Genomic DNA, 15,054 nt, shown 5'->3' with positions numbered 1-15,054 from the left:
TTCAGCCTGGGATCTTGCTTTGGGCGAGGTGCGTGAGCAATTGCTCAACCGTGGCGTGCGTCAGTTCGGTGATCGGCTGCGGATACAGGCCGAAACCCAGCACCATCAATGCCAGCACACCCAATATCACGAATTCGCGCTTGTTCAAGTCCTGCAGTTCGGCGACATGCGAGTTGCCAACGGCCCCAAAAAACACCCGCTTTACCATCCACAAGGTGTAAGCCGCGCCGAGAATCAGCGTGGTTGCAGCCAGGAAGGCATACCAGAAGTTTTCCTGCACAGCAGCGAGGATCACCATGAATTCACCGACAAAGCCGGAAGTGCCGGGCAACCCGGCGTTCGCCATTGCGAATAGCACGGCAAATGCCGTGAAGGTCGGCATGGTATTCACCACACCGCCGTAGTCGGCAATCTGACGCGAATGCATGCGGTCATAGAGCACGCCAACGCACAGGAACATGGCTCCGGAAATGAACCCGTGAGAAATCATCTGCACGACGCCGCCTTCCATGCCGAGCGGATTGAAAATGAACAGGCCCAGCGTGACGAAACCCATGTGCGAGATCGACGAATAGGCGATCAGCTTCTTCATGTCCTGTTGCGCCAGTGCGACGAAGGCGATGTATACCACTGCGATCAGGGACAGAACGATCATGGGTGTCGCCAGATAATGCGCCGCATCGGGCGCAATAGGCATCGCGAAGCGCAGGAAACCGTAAGCCCCCAGCTTCAACATGATGGCCGCCAGCACCACCGAGCCGCCGGTAGGCGCCTCGACGTGCGCATCCGGCAGCCAGGTATGCACCGGCCACATCGGAATCTTCACCGCAAAAGCCATGAAGAACGCAAAGAAGATGAACAACTGCACCGACAACGGCAACGGCAACATGTAGTAGTCGACGATCTCGAAACTATTGCTCTGATGGAACAGGTAGATGAAAGCCACCAGCATCAGCAATGAGCCGAGCAAGGTATAGAGGAAGAACTTGATGGTTGCATACACCCGGTTCGGACCGCCCCAGATACCGATCACCAGGAACATCGGGATCAACATCGCTTCCCAGAATACGTAGAACAGGATGCCATCCAGCGCAGAGAACACGCCTATCATCAGGCCGGACATGATAAGAAAGGCCGCCATGTATTGCGCAACGCGCTTCTGGATGACTTCCCAGCCAGCCAGCACCACGATCATCGTGGTAAAGCTGGTGAGTAGGATCAGCGGCACCGCTAGGCCGTCCACACCGAGGTGGTAATGAATATTGAAGCTGGGGATCCAGTTATAGCCCTCCTGGAACTGGAAGCCGCCATCGGCACGGTCGAATCGAGTATAGAGCGGCAGCGTCACCAGGAATCCGGCAATGCTGCCGAGCAGAGCAATCCAACGTGTCAGGCCGGGGCGCTCGTCGTTACCGGTGGCGAGCACCAGGATACCTGCCAGTACAGGCACCCAGATGGACAGGCTGAGAATATTCGATTCAAACATGGAATGGTTTTTCTTATATCTTCATAAAGAAGGTCAGCAGAACGAATGCGCCGATGATCATCGCAAACGCGTAGTGGTAGATCAGACCTGATTGCAAATGACGTACGACCGCCGAGATGCGCCCGACCAGCCGCGCGGTGCCGTTGACCATGAAGCCGTCGATTACCTTCACATCGCCGACTTGCCACAGCTTGCCACCGATATAGCGCGCACCGCCGGCGAAGAATCTCTCGTTAAAGCTGTCGAAGCCGTATTTGTTATCCAGGATGCGATAGATCGTCATGAACTTGCTCTGGATGACGCCAGGCAACTCCGGACGCTTGAGGTACAGGAACCAGGCGCTGGCTATACCCGCAATGGCCAGCCAGAACGGTGCGGCCGTCAGACCATGCAGCGCGAAAGGCAGCCATCCGTGGAATTCACTGCCGATGTGGTGCAGTACGTCATGCTCGGGGCGAACCACGATAGCGTTGCCGAAGAAACCGCCGAACAGCATCGGTTCGATATAGAGCAAGCCGGCAAAGACAGATGGAACTGCCAGGAAAATCAGCGGAATAGTCACGACCCACGGCGATTCGTGCGGCTTCTGGCCGGGAGCGAGGCCGTGATGATGATCGGCGGAGACTTCCTCGTCGTCGTGGTCACCCTCATGATCATCGTGATTGTGTCCAAAGCGCTCCTCGCCATGGAACGCGAGGAATAGCTGGCGGAAACTGTAGAAAGCCGTCACGAATACGCCCGCCATTACCGCGAAATAGGCAAAACCGGCCCCGGGAATATGCGAAGCGTGCACTGCCTCGATAATCGCATCCTTGGAAAAGAATCCGGCGAATGGCGGAATGCCGGCCAGCGCCAGCGAACCAACCACGGAAGTCAGGTAGGTGATCGGCAGATACTTGCGCAGGCCACCCATGCGCCGCAGATCCTGATCGTGGTGCATCGCCATGATTACTGAACCAGCAGCGAGGAACAGCAGCGCCTTGAAGAAGGCATGCGTCATGAGATGGAAGATTGCCGCCGAGTAAGCGGAAACGCCCAGCGCCACTGTCATATAGCCGAGCTGCGACAGCGTGGAATACGCTACCACACGCTTGATATCGTTCTGGATGATGCCGAGAAAGGCCATGAACAACGCGGTAATGCTGCCGATCACCAGGACGAAGGACAGCGCGGTGGTGGAAAGCTCGAACAGAGGCGACATGCGCGCCACCATGAAGATACCCGCGGTCACCATCGTTGCCGCGTGGATCAGCGCGGAAATCGGCGTCGGACCTTCCATGGAATCCGGCAGCCAGACATGCAACGGCACCTGCGCCGACTTGCCCATGGCACCGATGAACAGCAGGATGCAAATCACCGTCATCAGCGACCACTCACTGCCCGGGATCAGACTCACCTTCATGTCAGCGAATTGTGGCGCGATGGAAAAGACTGCCGCGTAATCCAGGCTGCCCAGGTAATACAGCACCATGCCGATACCGAGCAGAAAACCGAAATCGCCGACACGATTGACCAGGAAGGCCTTCAGATTGGCGTAGATCGCGGTCGGCCGCGTGAACCAGAAACCGATCAGCAGATAGCTGACCAGGCCCACCGCTTCCCAGCCGAAGAAGAGCTGCATGAAGTTGTTGCTCATCACCAGCATCAGCATGGAGAAGGTAAAGAGCGAGATATAGCTGAAGAAACGGCTGTAACCGGGATCTTCATGCATGTAACCAATGGTGTAGATGTGCACCATCAGCGACACGAAAGTGACGATCACCATCATCGTCGCCGAAAGCTGATCGATCAGGAAACCGACCTCGAAGTTGGTACCGCCGCTGATCAGCCAGGTGTATACCGTCCCATTGAAAAGATGGCCCTGGAGTACATCGATCAGCACATAGGCCGATAACCCGAATGCCGCCGCCACAGCAGGGATAGTGATCAAGTGCGCCGCGGCACGCGGCAACTTTCTGCCGAAGAGGCCCACCACGGCAGCTGCGAACAAAGGCAGCAACGGGATCAGCAGATATATTTTTTGTATCTCGGTCATGATCGGCGGTCAGCCCTTCAGGCTATTCAGGTCGTCTACGTTAATCGTGTTCAGGTTGCGGAACAGCACGACCAGGATAGCCAGGCCAATTGCCGATTCCGCTGCTGCGACGGTAAGGATGAAGAACACGAATACCTGCCCCGCCGTATCGTTGAGGTAATGCGAAAAGGCGATGAAATTCATGTTCACCGCCAGCAGCATCAGTTCGATAGCCATCAGCAGAATAATAACGTTCTTGCGGTTGAGGAAAATACCGACCACGCTGATCGCGAACAGCAGGGAACCCAAGATGAGGTAATGCGAAAGTCCCACGCTCATTTCTGCTCTCCCTCTGCGGGTTCGTCTTTTTCGGCCGGCATGCTGACCATGCGAATGCGGTCCGCACGCTTTACCCGCACCTGCTTGGCCGGATCGTTATGCTTGGTGCCCGCACGGCGGCGCAGAGTCAGCGCAATCGCCGCGATAATCGCCACCAGCAGCACTACGGAAGCGATCTCGAACGGATAAACATAATCGGTATACAGCAGACGGCCCAACTCGGCGGTGTTGCTGTAATCGGCACCGTGTTTCTCCGGGGCGGAATAGCCGAAATGCTTGCTGCCCAGCACCATGACCATTTCCAGCGCCATCAGCACGCCGACGAAACCCGCCAGCGGCGCGTAATCCCAGAAGCCTTCCCGCAATTTGTCGAGATTGATGTCCAGCATCATCACTACGAACAGGAACAACACCATCACCGCGCCGACATATACCAGCACCAGCACGATGGCGAGGAACTCGGCCTCCAGCAACAGCCAGATACCGGCCGCGGTAAAAAACGCCAGCACCAGGAAGAGCGCCGCCTGCACCGGATTGCGCGTGGTGATGACGCGCAGGCCGGCGAACAGCAAAATGGCGGCCAGCGCATAGAAAACGTAGTCTTGGAAAATCATTATTTAAGCGACGCCTTATTGTGTGTCTAGCGGTCTTGTCCCTTTATCGGAATTTCGCATCCGCGGCACGGTCAGCCGCGATCTGTTCTTCATGTTTGTCACCCACCGCCAGCAGCATTGGCTTGGTATATAGCAGATCGCCGCGCTTCTCGCCGTGGTAGTCAAAAATGCGGGTCTCCACGATGGAATCGACCGGACAGGACTCTTCGCAGAAGCCGCAGAAGATGCACTTGGTCAGGTCGATGTCGTAGCGTGTGGTACGGCGCGTGCCGTCTTCGCGCTGATCCGATTCGATGGTGATCGCCATCGCCGGGCACACGGCTTCGCACAGCTTGCAGGCGATGCAGCGTTCCTCGCCGTTGGGATAGCGGCGCAAAGCATGCAAACCGCGGAAACGCGCGCTCATCGGCGTGCGCTCTTCCGGATACTGCACGGTAATCTTGCGTGCAAAGAAATAGCGGCCCGTCAGCGTCATGCCCTTGAGCAGCTCAAGCAGCATCAGGCTGGAGAAGAGGTCTTTTATGCGATTGATCATATGTTCTCTTCCCTTAATGGAACAGGTAGGCCCACGGGGTTTGCATCATCGCGCCGACCACCACGATCCACACCAGCGTGATCGGAATGAACACCTTCCAGCCCAGGCGCATGATCTGGTCGTAACGATAGCGCGGGAACGTGGCGCGGAACCACAGGAACAGGAACAGCAGCGCAGCGACCTTGAGCGCCAGCCACGGGAAACCGTCCGGCAGGAAAGGCACCGGCGACAACCAGCCGCCAAGGAACATGACGGCGGCGAGCGTCGCGACCAGGATCATGTTGGCGTATTCGGCCAGGAAGAACACAGCGAAGGCCATGCCGGAGTATTCCACATGGAAACCCGCAACAATTTCGGACTCGCCCTCGGCCACGTCGAACGGCGCACGATTGGTTTCCGCCACGGCGCTGATGAAATAGACCACAAACAACGGGAACAAGGGCAGCCAGTACCACTGCCAGAAGCCGCCCGCCTGCGCCAGCACGATCTTGCCGAGATTCAGGCTGTTGGCCGCCATCAGCACGCCGACCAGCGCGAAACCCATCGCGATTTCGTAGGAAACGATCTGCGCCGCACTGCGCAGCGAGCCGAGGAATGCGTATTTGGAGTTGGATGCCCAGCCCGCGATGATGACACCGTACACGCCGACGGAAGTCATGGCCAGGATATACAGCAGGCCGGCATCGATGTCCGCCAGCACCAGGTTGAGGTCGAACGGGACAACTGCCCATGCTGCCAGTGCCGGCCCCAATACCAGGATGGGCGCCAGCAGGAACAGGAACTTGTTGGCCGCCGTCGGCAGGATGATTTCCTTGAACAACAGCTTGATGCCGTCTGCCAGCGGTTGCAGCAGGCCGTAATAACCGACGCGGTTGGGCCCGATACGTACCTGCATGAAGCCGATCACCTTGCGCTCGGCGAGCGTCAGGTAAGCCACCGCCCCCATCAGCGGCAGTATGATGGCGACAATCTTCGCCAGATTCCACACCACCGGCCAGAAAGGCCCAAACAGTTGCTGGAGCGCGTCCATCATGCCTTCTCCACCGTAAGTTCACCGTACAGATCGCCCAGCGCGGCAGTTTCAGCGCATACCGGGATACGCACGCAATCGTTGAAGACGCGATCGTCGCGGCGCACCGGCAACACCACGCTGCTTCCGGATTGCGTAATGCGCGCGTTTTCGCCCTCGCTCAAACCTATCCTGGCGAGCAAGGCTGCATTCATCGCTGCATGGCCAAACCCGGTCTTGTGCGTTTTTTGCAATGAAGGCGCACGACGCACGATGGCATCGGACTGGTAAAGCGGAATCTCGCCCACGCGCTGCAGGATGCCTTCCTTGACCTGGACGTTGACTTCAGCCAGGTGGCGCAGATTGTTGTTGAGACGTTTCCAGACAAACTGCGACGGCCGCTCGCCGCCGAGTATTTCGTCCTTGACCTGTTCGCTGCTGTCCTGCTCGAAACCTTCCAGCCCAAGGAGATTGCCTAAAACGCGCAGCACCTTCCAGCTTGGGCGGCACTCACCCTGTGGTTTCACAGCGGCTGCAAAACTCTGAACACGCCCTTCCATGCTGGTGAAAGTGCCCGAGGTTTCGGTAAAGGGCGCGATGGGCAGCAGCACGTCCGCATCTCGCAGCGCGTCGGATTTATATGCCGTCAGCGCAACGACGCAATTGGCCGAATTCAAGGCCTTGTTGACCAGTTGTGCGTTGTGGCAGTCCAGTTCGGGCTCGATATTGACCAGCAGATAAGCGGAACGCGGCTGTTCCAGCATGCTGCGCGCATTCAATGCGCCGGGCTTCGGCAACACGCCGGCGAGGTCCATGCCGACGCGGTTGGCGGCATCGGACAATACACCGAAAGTCGCGCCGCACAATGACGAAATGGCTTCCGCCAGGCTGTAGATTTCGGAATAGCGCGGATGGTGTTGCGCGATATTGCCAAGAAAAATACCGACGCGCGGGTTGACCAGATCGTAATTCTGGCCCAGGCCGGCCAAGCTTTCCGCCATGGCACGGGCGTTGTCCCATACCACAACACCTTCCAGCAACTGGCTGAGCGAAGGCGGCAGGCACAGCGACAGGCGTTGCAAGCCAGACATCGCCTTGAGGATCTGCGAAAGCACGTTGACCATGTCGTTAGGCGTGCAAATCGCCTTGTGCGCAACCGGCATCAGCGGATCGTCGTCTACCGGGTTCACCAGCGACAACTCGGCGCCGTTCAGCTTGACCGCATGGCGCACGCGATGCGCCAGCAGCGGATGCTCGTTGCGCAAGCTGCTGCCGATGATCAGTATGCGATCCATCTCCTGTACGTCGGGGATATTGCAGCCCATCCATGGCGTGCCCTGGAATTGACCGTCCATGCGGAAATCGTTGCGACGCAGGCGATGGTCGATATTGCCGGAGCCGAGGCCATGCGCCAGCTTACGCGCCAGATAGCCCTCTTCCATCGTGCTGTTAGGCGACACGAGCACGCCGATGGCCTCGCCGCCCTCGCGCTCCGCGGTCTCTTTCAGGCGGCTGGCCGCAAATTCCAGTGCGCTTTGCCAGTCGGTCTCCACCCATTGGCCGCAGCGGCGGATCATGGGTACCGTCAGACGCTCAGGGCTATTCAAGCCTTCATAGGAGTAGCGATCGCGGTCGGAGATCCAGCATTCGTTGATGCTTTCCTTCTCGCGCGGCAGCACGCGCATTACGCGGTTGCCCTTGACGTGGATTTCGACTTGTGAACCCAGCCCGTCATGCGGCGCAACCGATGGGCGACGGGTCAATTCCCAGCTACGCGCGGTGTAGCGGAAAGGTTTGGAGGTCAATGCGCCAACCGGGCAGAGGTCGATAATGTTGCCGGAGAGTTCGGACTCGACGCTTTTGTTGACGTATGCTGTGATCTCGGCATGTTCGCCGCGGCCGATCAGTCCCAGCTCCATCATGCCGCCGACTTCCTTCAGGAAGCGGACGCAACGTGTGCACTGGATGCAGCGCGTCATGTCGGTTGCAACCAGTGGGCCAATGTTCTTGTTCAGCACTACACGCTTTTCTTCGGTATAGCGCGAAGCGGGCGCGCCATAGCTTACGGCGATGTCCTGCAGATCGCATTCGCCGCCCTGATCGCAGATCGGGCAATCCAGCGGGTGATTGATCAGCAGGAACTCCATCACGCTCTTCTGCGCCTCGATGGCGGTCTTGGAACGTGTAAAAATCTTCATGCCATCGCTGACCGGCGTCGCGCAAGCCGGCAATGGCTTGTTGAATTTTTCCACCTGCACCAGGCACATGCGGCAGTTGGCGGCGACCGATAGTTTCTTGTGATAGCAGAAACGCGGAATGGCTACGCCCAATTTATCGGCAGCATCGATGATGGTCGTGCCGTGTTCGACTTCTACCTGTTTGCCGTCGATTTCGATGTTCAACATATTGGAGCCTGTTCCGTCAGGAAACGACTGTGCGACAGCCCTGCCTTGCGCGCAGAACTAGGCGCGAGTCGCGCGGTTTGGTTATTCCAAATAAGCGGCGAGCAACAACGTCCTGCGCGCAAGGCAGGGCTGCCCTTCCGGGGTATGACACAAAAGCGCGTCTGCGGCGTTGCACCGCTTGCCAATGGAATAACCATTGGCTGCGCGTAGCGCCTTGTATCCATCGTTTTTGTGTCATATCGCATCATTCGTTTCCTGACGGAACAGGCTCTTTGCCTGTGACCATGCTGCGGCCATGCTGGATGTAATATTCGAATTCAGGCCGGAAGTGTTTGATGAAGCTCAGCACCGGCGTCGCCGCCGCGTCGCCCAGCGCGCAGATGGTGCGGCCGGAAATGTTATTGCTGACGTCGGAGAGCAGATCGAGGTCTTCCATGCGCCCCTTGCCTTCCACGATGCGTTTCACCACGCGATACAGCCAGCCTGTGCCTTCGCGGCACGGCGTGCATTGGCCGCAGGATTCCTCGAAGAAGAAGTAGGAAAGACGCTTGAGCGTTTGCACCATGCAGGTGGAGTCATCCATGATGATTACGGAACCGGCGCCGAGGCTGGAGCCAGCCTTGGACAATCCGTCGTAATCCATCGTGGCGCCCATGATTGCCACCGCCGGCATCACCGCCGTGGACGGACCGCCGGGGATCACTGCCTTGAGATTACGCCCTTTCCAGATTCCGCCGCACAGCGCCAGCAGTTCGGGGAAAGGAATGCCCATGTTGACTTCGTAATTGCCCGGTTTTTCCACGTGGCCGGACACCGCGAACAGCTTGGTGCCGCCCGAGTTGGCAACGCCCAGATCCATGAATGCCTGCCCGCCGTACTGCATGATGTACGGGATGGAGGCATAGGATTCGGTGTTATTGACATTGGTCGGCTTGCCGTACACACCGAAGCTGGCTGGGAACGGCGGTTTGAAACGCGGCTGCCCCTTCTTGCCCTCGATGGATTCGATCAGCGCGGTTTCTTCGCCACAGATGTAGGCGCCGTAACCATGGTGCGCGTACAGATCGAAACTGAAACTGGTGCCGAACAGATTTTCGCCGAGGAAGCCCGCCGCGCGTGCTTCGTCCAGCGCCTGCTCGAAGAAAACGTAGTCTTCCCAGATTTCGCCGTGGATATAGTTGTAACCGACGCGTGCGCCCAGCGTGTAGGCAGCGATGGCCATGCCTTCGATCAACTGGTGCGGGTTGTAGCGGATAATGTCGCGATCCTTGAACGTCCCCGGCTCGCCTTCGTCGGTGTTGCAGACGAGATACTTGGTGCCATCGAAATAGCGCGGCATGAAACTCCACTTGAGGCCCGTCGGAAAGCCTGCGCCCCCGCGTCCGCGCAGGCCGGAAATCTTGACCTGATTGATGATCTCGGTGGCCGGCACCTTTTCAGTGACGATGCGCTTCAGCGTCTCGTAACCGCCGATGCTGCGGTAGGTTTCCAACGAACCCGGATCGGGTAGATGGAGGGTGCGAAAACAGACTTCGTTCGCCATTACTTCAGCCCCTCCAGAATTTCATCGACTTTTTCGGGCGTGAGGAATTCGCACATTTGCTTGTTATTGATATGCATCAGAGGCGCACCGCCGCAACAGCCCATGCACTCGCCTTCCTTCAGCGTGAACTTGCCGTCCGGCGTGGTTTCGTTGAATCCGATACCCAGGCGGTGCTCCAGATGCTCGACGATCTCGTCCGAGCCGCGCAGCATGCAGGAGATGTTGGTGCAGACCGTGATCTTGTGCTGGCCGACGGGCTCCAGCTCATACATGTTATAAAACGTCGCCACTTCAAGCGCAGCGATATCGGGAATGCCAAGATATTGCGCAACGAAAGCGATGGTGTCCTTGGACAGCCAGCCCAGTTCATCCTGCGCGATACGCAACGCGGACATGACGGCCGACTGGCGGCGGTCGGCGGGATACTTGGCGAGTTCCTGATCGATTTTGGCGAGGGATTCCGGGGATAACATCAGCGATCAATCTCTCCAAAAACGATGTCTTGCGTGCCGATGATCGCGACGAGGTCGGCGATCATGTGCCCGCGTGTCATTTCATCCAGCGCGGAAAGGTGCGCAAAACCGGGCGCACGAATCTTCAGACGATACGGCTTGTTGGCTCCGTCCGACACCAGATAGATGCCGAACTCGCCCTTGGGATGCTCCACCGCGGCATACGCCTCGCCTTCCGGTACGTGGAAACCTTCGGTAAACAGCTTGAAATGGTGGATCAGTGCTTCCATGTCCTGCTTCATGCCTTCGCGCGACGGCGGCGTAACCTTGTGGTCGTCGCTCATGACCGGACCCGGATTCTTGCGCAGCCAATCGATGCACTGCTTGATGATACGGTTGGACTGACGGAACTCCTCCATACGCACCAGATAGCGGTCGTAGGAGTCGCCATTGACGCCGATGGGAATATCGAAATCCAGACGGTCGTAGACTTCGTAAGGCTGTTTCTTGCGCAGATCCCACGCAAAGCCGGAGCCGCGCAGCATCGGGCCGGTCAGCCCCATTGCCAGCGCGCGCTCAGGCGATACCACGCCGATGCCGACGGTGCGCTGCTTCCAGATGCGGTTATCGGTCAGCAGGGTTTCATATTCGTCCACGTAAGCCGGGAAACGGTTGGAAAAATCCTCGATGAAATCCAGCACGGAGCCCTGGCGATTTTCGTTGAGCGCCTTGATTTCTTCCTTGGAGCGGAAGCTGTTTTCCTGATACTGCGGCATGCGGTCCGGCAGGTCGCGATAAACGCCACCCGGGCGATAATAGGCTGCATGCATCCGCGCGCCGGAAACCGCCTCGTAAACGTCGAACAAATCTTCGCGCTCGCGGAAAGCGTAGAGGAATACCGTCATCGCGCCCACGTCAAGCGCGTGCGCGCCCAGCCACAGCAGGTGATTAAGGATGCGGGTGATTTCGTCGAACATCACGCGGATATACTGCGCGCGTTCCGGCACTTCCAGGCCCATCAATTTCTCGATGGCCATGACATATGCATGCTCGTTGGACATCATCGACACATAGTCGAGGCGGTCCATGTAGGGCACGGATTGCAGGAAAGTGCGATTTTCCGCGAGTTTCTCGGTACCGCGATGCAGCAAGCCGATATGCGGGTCGGCGCGTTCGATGACTTCGCCATCCAGCTCCAGCACCAGGCGCAGCACACCGTGTGCGGCGGGGTGCTGCGGGCCAAAGTTCATGGTGTAGTTACGAATCTCGGCCATACTAACTTTTCACTCCATTTCGAGTTGCATGCAAGCGAAGACAAGGCGGCGGCGCGCAGACAGTACGCGCAGTACGGCAAGCGCCGACAACGCCGTATTCGCTTGCATGCAACTCGAAATCAGCCACGATGGAAGCCCTCGTCGCGGATAATCCGAGGAACATTGTTGCGCTCTTCAATCGAAACAGGCTGGTACACCACGCGCTGCTGATCCGGGTCGTAGCGCATTTCGACATTGCCTATCATCGGAAAATCCTTGCGGAACGGATGACCGACGAAACCGTAATCGGTCAGCAGGCGGCGCAAGTCAGGGTGGCCTTCGAACATCAGGCCGTACAAGTCGAACGCCTCGCGCTCGAACCAATTGGCAGTCGACCAGACATTTACCACCGAAGCCAGCACGGGAAACTCGTCATCGGCAGCAAAAACCTTGAGGCGCACGCGATGGTTCAAGGATACCGACAACAAATGATAAGCCACGGCAAAGCGCGGACCAGCCCAAGTGCCTTCGCCAAAATCGCTGTAATCGATGCCGCACAGATCGATCAGCTGCTCAAACTTCAGCTCTTCGTGATCGCGCAGGATGCCGCAGACTTCCATGATGTCCGCAGGATTGATGCGAATGGTAATTTCGCCGACATGCGTATTGAAATCCGTGATTTTGTCGCCCAAGGCAGACTTCAGGCTTGCGGACAGTTTTTCCAGGCGTGGGGACATTATTGTTCTTAGCGGGCGATGGTGTTGGTTCGTTTGATCTTGTTCTGCAATTGAATGATGCCGTAGAGCAATGCCTCGGCGGTCGGCGGACAGCCCGGCACATAGACATCCACGGGCACGATGCGATCACAACCGCGCACCACCGCATAGGAGTAATGATAGTAACCGCCGCCATTGGCGCAGGAGCCCATCGAAATCACCCAGCGCGGCTCGGCCATCTGATCGTAAACCTTACGCAATGCAGGCGCCATCTTGTTAACCAGCGTACCGGCGACGATCATCACGTCGGACTGGCGCGGGCTGGGACGGAACACGATGCCGAAGCGATCCAGGTCGTAACGCGATGCGCCGGCATGCATCATTTCAACCGCGCAACAAGCCAGGCCGAAGGTCATCGGCCACATCGAGCCGGTGCGCGTGTAATTGATAACGGTATCGAGCGTTGTCGTAACGAAGCCTTTTTCAAGCACGCCTTCGATGCTCATGCCACCACCTCAAACCGGCTAATGATCGCCGCCTCAGCCAGATGTACGAAAAGCCTCTCGCCTACGGCTCGGCGTCCAAACATCATACGCGGACGCTCGCCTCCCGCCCTGCGGGCCGGAGCCTGCTCACTGCTCATGATCGCCGCCTCGGATTCGATCCAAGTGAGGTCCGCGCTGCCGGCTCGGCGTCCAAACATCATTCGCGGACGTTCACCTCCCGCCCTGCGGGCCGGAGCCTGCTCACTGCTCATGATGTTTACTCCCATTCCAGCGCCCCCTTCATCCATTCGTAAATGAAACCGACCACCAGAATGCCGAGGAACACCATCATGGAGATAAAACCGAACAGGCCGATTTCCTGGATGACAACCGCCCAGGGAAAGAGAAACGCAATTTCGAGATCGAACAGGATAAAAAGGATGGCGACGAGGTAATAACGTACGTCGAATTTCATGCGGGCGTCTTCGAAGGCTTCGAAGCCGCATTCGTAAGGAGAGTTTTTTTCGCTGTCGGGACGGCTGGGAGCGACTACCTTTCCGAGCACAATTGGCACCACACCCACGCCAAGCCCGACGAGGATGAATAGCAAAATCGGAAAGTAGTTTTCCAGCACGTTTTTATTTAGCCCACCAGGGCATATCCATCAGTACACATTTACAGGAAACCCGCCAGAAATCTGGCCTTGCACTCATTGTTTTAAAAGTTGACAAGATTATCCATTATTCGTCGCGCCACGGTCAACCTTATTCCCGACATTGGTATCCGGGGCGACAATGCATATCCTGCTAGTAAAAAACCCGCCTGCAATCTGCACAACGGGTTTCTACAAAATTTCATGGTGCCGACGGCGAGACTCGAACTCGCACGACTTTCGTCACTACCCCCTCAAGATAGCGTGTCTACCAATTCCACCACGTCGGCCACGTTGGGTTTATACCCGGACTACATTTCAAACTTATTGAGGTACATCCTTTGCTTTTGGCGCATCCGGCACCGAAGGATCGGACGACTTGGGAGCCGCCGGAACTTCGGTTGTCTGGGCCTTGACCACGCTGGAGCTCTTGCCGCTATGACCCGACAGATACGCCAGAGTCAGGCTCGTGATGAAAAATACGGTGACCATGCCCGCGGTTGCACGGCTCAGAAGATTGGCGGAACCACTCACGCCAAACAGGCTGCCGGATGCACCGCTGCCAAAAGCAGCGCCCATGTCGGCACCTTTGCCATGCTGCAGCAGAACGAGGCCGATGACCCCTGCCGCCGCGATAACATGTACTACCCAAACGATTGTTTCCATTAACCTTACCAACCCTACATTAATTGGCTGCCCGGCATATCGCCACGAATTCTTCAGCCACAAGCGACGCGTGACCCACCAACGCACCGTCGATATCCGGCATAGACAGCAATTGTGCCGCATTTGCGACCCGAACGCTACCCCCATGAAGGATTCTTACCTTCGCCGCCGCCGCTTTATCCAGGTGCGCAACGCGATTCCGGATAAAGGAATGTACCGCTTGCGCCTTCTGCGGCGTGGCACCGCGACCCGTACCGATAGCCCATACCGGTTCATACGCCAATACACCCTGGCAGAGACCTTTCGGCCCGATACGGTTAAGCACGGCATCCAATTGACGGGCGACGACTTGCTCCGTCAGGCCGGATTCGTACTCTTCACGCGTTTCGCCTACACAGAAAATCGGCTTCATGCCATCGTTGAGCGCCGCCTCGAATTTGGCGGCCACGACGGGATCGCTCTCATTGCACAGCTCGCGCCGTTCGGAATGGCCGATGATCACGTAACTGCAGCCGAAATCCACCAGCATGTGCGGCGCCACCGAACCGGTAAACGCCCCTGCTTCGAACTGGCTCATATTCTGAGCACCCCACGCGACATTCGTATCTTGCAGTATTGCTTGCGCCTGAAACAGATAAGGCGTCGGCACGCACACTGCGTAATCGGCGTTCCTGTAATCGTGAACGCCCTTGATGATGGCTTCCAGCAAAACCTTGTTGGACTCAAGGTTCCCGTACATCTTCCAGTTGCCGACCACCAGCTTGCGACGCATTTGCGTTCTTCCGCACAAAAACCGCGCAATCATACCGATCAAAGTGATTACGGTCAAAATCGGATGCAGTTTCCCTGCTTTCAAAAAGCATGGCCCATTTATTCAAATTAGTT

At 57.4% G+C, this 15,054-nt stretch carries 15 protein-coding genes and 1 tRNA gene; all 16 read right to left on the bottom strand.

What is annotated here, in order from left to right; all coding sequences use genetic code 11:
* Position 1: 1 nt before the first annotated feature.
* The 16 genes from A7976_RS05020 to tpiA all read right to left on the bottom strand — a co-directional run bounded on the left by A7976_RS05020 (position 2) and on the right by tpiA (position 14,941).
* The gene (locus tag A7976_RS05020; protein WP_067108010.1) at positions 2-1,486 is read right to left on the bottom strand and encodes an NADH-quinone oxidoreductase subunit M; all 1,485 of its coding nucleotides are present in this window, start codon (positions 1,484-1,486) and stop codon (positions 2-4) included.
* A 13-nt stretch (positions 1,487-1,499) separates the two neighbouring features.
* Positions 1,500-3,521 (bottom strand): NADH-quinone oxidoreductase subunit L, encoded by a 2,022-nt coding sequence (gene nuoL, locus A7976_RS05015; RefSeq protein WP_067108007.1) that lies wholly within the window; start codon positions 3,519-3,521, stop codon positions 1,500-1,502.
* A gap of 9 nt (positions 3,522-3,530) precedes the next feature.
* Complete coding sequence (gene nuoK, locus A7976_RS05010) at positions 3,531-3,839, bottom strand: NADH-quinone oxidoreductase subunit NuoK (protein ID WP_067108004.1); 309 nt, start codon at positions 3,837-3,839, stop codon at positions 3,531-3,533.
* Entirely contained in the window at positions 3,836-4,453 is a 618-nt protein-coding gene (locus A7976_RS05005; RefSeq protein ID WP_067108001.1) for an NADH-quinone oxidoreductase subunit J, read from the bottom strand. The genes nuoK and A7976_RS05005 overlap by 4 nt, the downstream gene beginning before the upstream one ends.
* Positions 4,454-4,496: 43 nt before the next feature.
* A complete protein-coding gene (gene nuoI, locus A7976_RS05000) occupies positions 4,497-4,988 on the bottom strand; it encodes an NADH-quinone oxidoreductase subunit NuoI (RefSeq protein WP_067107998.1) in 492 nt (163 codons plus the stop codon).
* 13 nt (positions 4,989-5,001) lie between these two features.
* Entirely contained in the window at positions 5,002-6,018 is a 1,017-nt protein-coding gene (nuoH, locus tag A7976_RS04995) for an NADH-quinone oxidoreductase subunit NuoH (RefSeq protein WP_067107996.1), read from the bottom strand.
* The gene (nuoG, locus tag A7976_RS04990) at positions 6,018-8,402 is read right to left on the bottom strand and encodes an NADH-quinone oxidoreductase subunit NuoG (RefSeq protein WP_067107993.1); all 2,385 of its coding nucleotides are present in this window, start codon (positions 8,400-8,402) and stop codon (positions 6,018-6,020) included. The genes nuoH and nuoG overlap by 1 nt, the downstream gene beginning before the upstream one ends.
* A 244-nt stretch (positions 8,403-8,646) precedes the next feature.
* Positions 8,647-9,945, bottom strand: a complete 1,299-nt coding sequence (gene nuoF / locus A7976_RS04985) for an NADH-quinone oxidoreductase subunit NuoF (protein ID WP_067107990.1) — start codon at positions 9,943-9,945, stop codon at positions 8,647-8,649.
* A complete protein-coding gene (gene nuoE / locus A7976_RS04980; protein WP_067107988.1) occupies positions 9,945-10,418 on the bottom strand; it encodes an NADH-quinone oxidoreductase subunit NuoE in 474 nt (157 codons plus the stop codon). The genes nuoF and nuoE overlap by 1 nt, the downstream gene beginning before the upstream one ends.
* Positions 10,418-11,671, bottom strand: coding sequence for an NADH-quinone oxidoreductase subunit D (locus A7976_RS04975; RefSeq protein WP_067107984.1), 1,254 nt, complete (start codon positions 11,669-11,671; stop codon positions 10,418-10,420). Before A7976_RS04975 ends, nuoE begins: the two co-directional genes overlap by 1 nt.
* Positions 11,672-11,790: 119 nt before the next feature.
* Positions 11,791-12,387, bottom strand: coding sequence for an NADH-quinone oxidoreductase subunit C (locus tag A7976_RS04970; protein WP_067107981.1), 597 nt, complete (start codon positions 12,385-12,387; stop codon positions 11,791-11,793).
* 8 nt (positions 12,388-12,395) lie between these two features.
* Positions 12,396-12,872, bottom strand: a complete 477-nt coding sequence (locus A7976_RS04965; protein WP_067107978.1) for an NADH-quinone oxidoreductase subunit B family protein — start codon at positions 12,870-12,872, stop codon at positions 12,396-12,398.
* A gap of 256 nt (positions 12,873-13,128) precedes the next feature.
* Entirely contained in the window at positions 13,129-13,485 is a 357-nt protein-coding gene (locus A7976_RS04955; protein WP_067107973.1) for an NADH-quinone oxidoreductase subunit A, read from the bottom strand.
* Between the two features lie 223 nt (positions 13,486-13,708).
* Positions 13,709-13,793: transfer RNA gene (locus A7976_RS04950), tRNA-Leu, on the bottom strand.
* Between the two features lie 34 nt (positions 13,794-13,827).
* The gene (gene secG / locus A7976_RS04945; protein ID WP_067107970.1) at positions 13,828-14,169 is read right to left on the bottom strand and encodes a preprotein translocase subunit SecG; all 342 of its coding nucleotides are present in this window, start codon (positions 14,167-14,169) and stop codon (positions 13,828-13,830) included.
* A gap of 19 nt (positions 14,170-14,188) precedes the next feature.
* A complete protein-coding gene (gene tpiA, locus A7976_RS04940; protein WP_067109090.1) occupies positions 14,189-14,941 on the bottom strand; it encodes a triose-phosphate isomerase in 753 nt (250 codons plus the stop codon).
* Positions 14,942-15,054 lie beyond the last annotated feature (113 nt).

Source organism: Methylobacillus sp. MM3 (genome assembly GCF_001645185.1).
Classification (GTDB): domain Bacteria; phylum Pseudomonadota; class Gammaproteobacteria; order Burkholderiales; family Methylophilaceae; genus MM2.
This window is presented reverse-complemented; position numbering and strand designations above follow the sequence as displayed.

Excerpts from the sequence above, each read along its gene's own strand:
- A7976_RS05020 (WP_067108010.1), bottom strand. The coding sequence starts at position 1,486 with ATGTTTGAATCGAATATTCTCAGCCTGTCCATCTGGGTGCCTGTACTG.
- nuoL (WP_067108007.1), bottom strand. The coding sequence starts at position 3,521 with ATGACCGAGATACAAAAAATATATCTGCTGATCCCGTTGCTGCCTTTG.
- nuoK (WP_067108004.1), bottom strand. The coding sequence starts at position 3,839 with ATGAGCGTGGGACTTTCGCATTACCTCATCTTGGGTTCCCTGCTGTTC.
- A7976_RS05005 (WP_067108001.1), bottom strand. The coding sequence starts at position 4,453 with ATGATTTTCCAAGACTACGTTTTCTATGCGCTGGCCGCCATTTTGCTG.
- nuoI (WP_067107998.1), bottom strand. The coding sequence starts at position 4,988 with ATGATCAATCGCATAAAAGACCTCTTCTCCAGCCTGATGCTGCTTGAG.
- nuoH (WP_067107996.1), bottom strand. The coding sequence starts at position 6,018 with ATGGACGCGCTCCAGCAACTGTTTGGGCCTTTCTGGCCGGTGGTGTGG.
- nuoG (WP_067107993.1), bottom strand. The coding sequence starts at position 8,402 with ATGTTGAACATCGAAATCGACGGCAAACAGGTAGAAGTCGAACACGGC.
- nuoF (WP_067107990.1), bottom strand. The coding sequence starts at position 9,945 with ATGGCGAACGAAGTCTGTTTTCGCACCCTCCATCTACCCGATCCGGGT.
- nuoE (WP_067107988.1), bottom strand. The coding sequence starts at position 10,418 with ATGTTATCCCCGGAATCCCTCGCCAAAATCGATCAGGAACTCGCCAAG.
- A7976_RS04975 (WP_067107984.1), bottom strand. The coding sequence starts at position 11,671 with ATGGCCGAGATTCGTAACTACACCATGAACTTTGGCCCGCAGCACCCC.
- A7976_RS04970 (WP_067107981.1), bottom strand. The coding sequence starts at position 12,387 with ATGTCCCCACGCCTGGAAAAACTGTCCGCAAGCCTGAAGTCTGCCTTG.
- A7976_RS04965 (WP_067107978.1), bottom strand. The coding sequence starts at position 12,872 with ATGAGCATCGAAGGCGTGCTTGAAAAAGGCTTCGTTACGACAACGCTC.
- secG (WP_067107970.1), bottom strand. The coding sequence starts at position 14,169 with ATGGAAACAATCGTTTGGGTAGTACATGTTATCGCGGCGGCAGGGGTC.
- tpiA (WP_067109090.1), bottom strand. The coding sequence starts at position 14,941 with ATGCGTCGCAAGCTGGTGGTCGGCAACTGGAAGATGTACGGGAACCTT.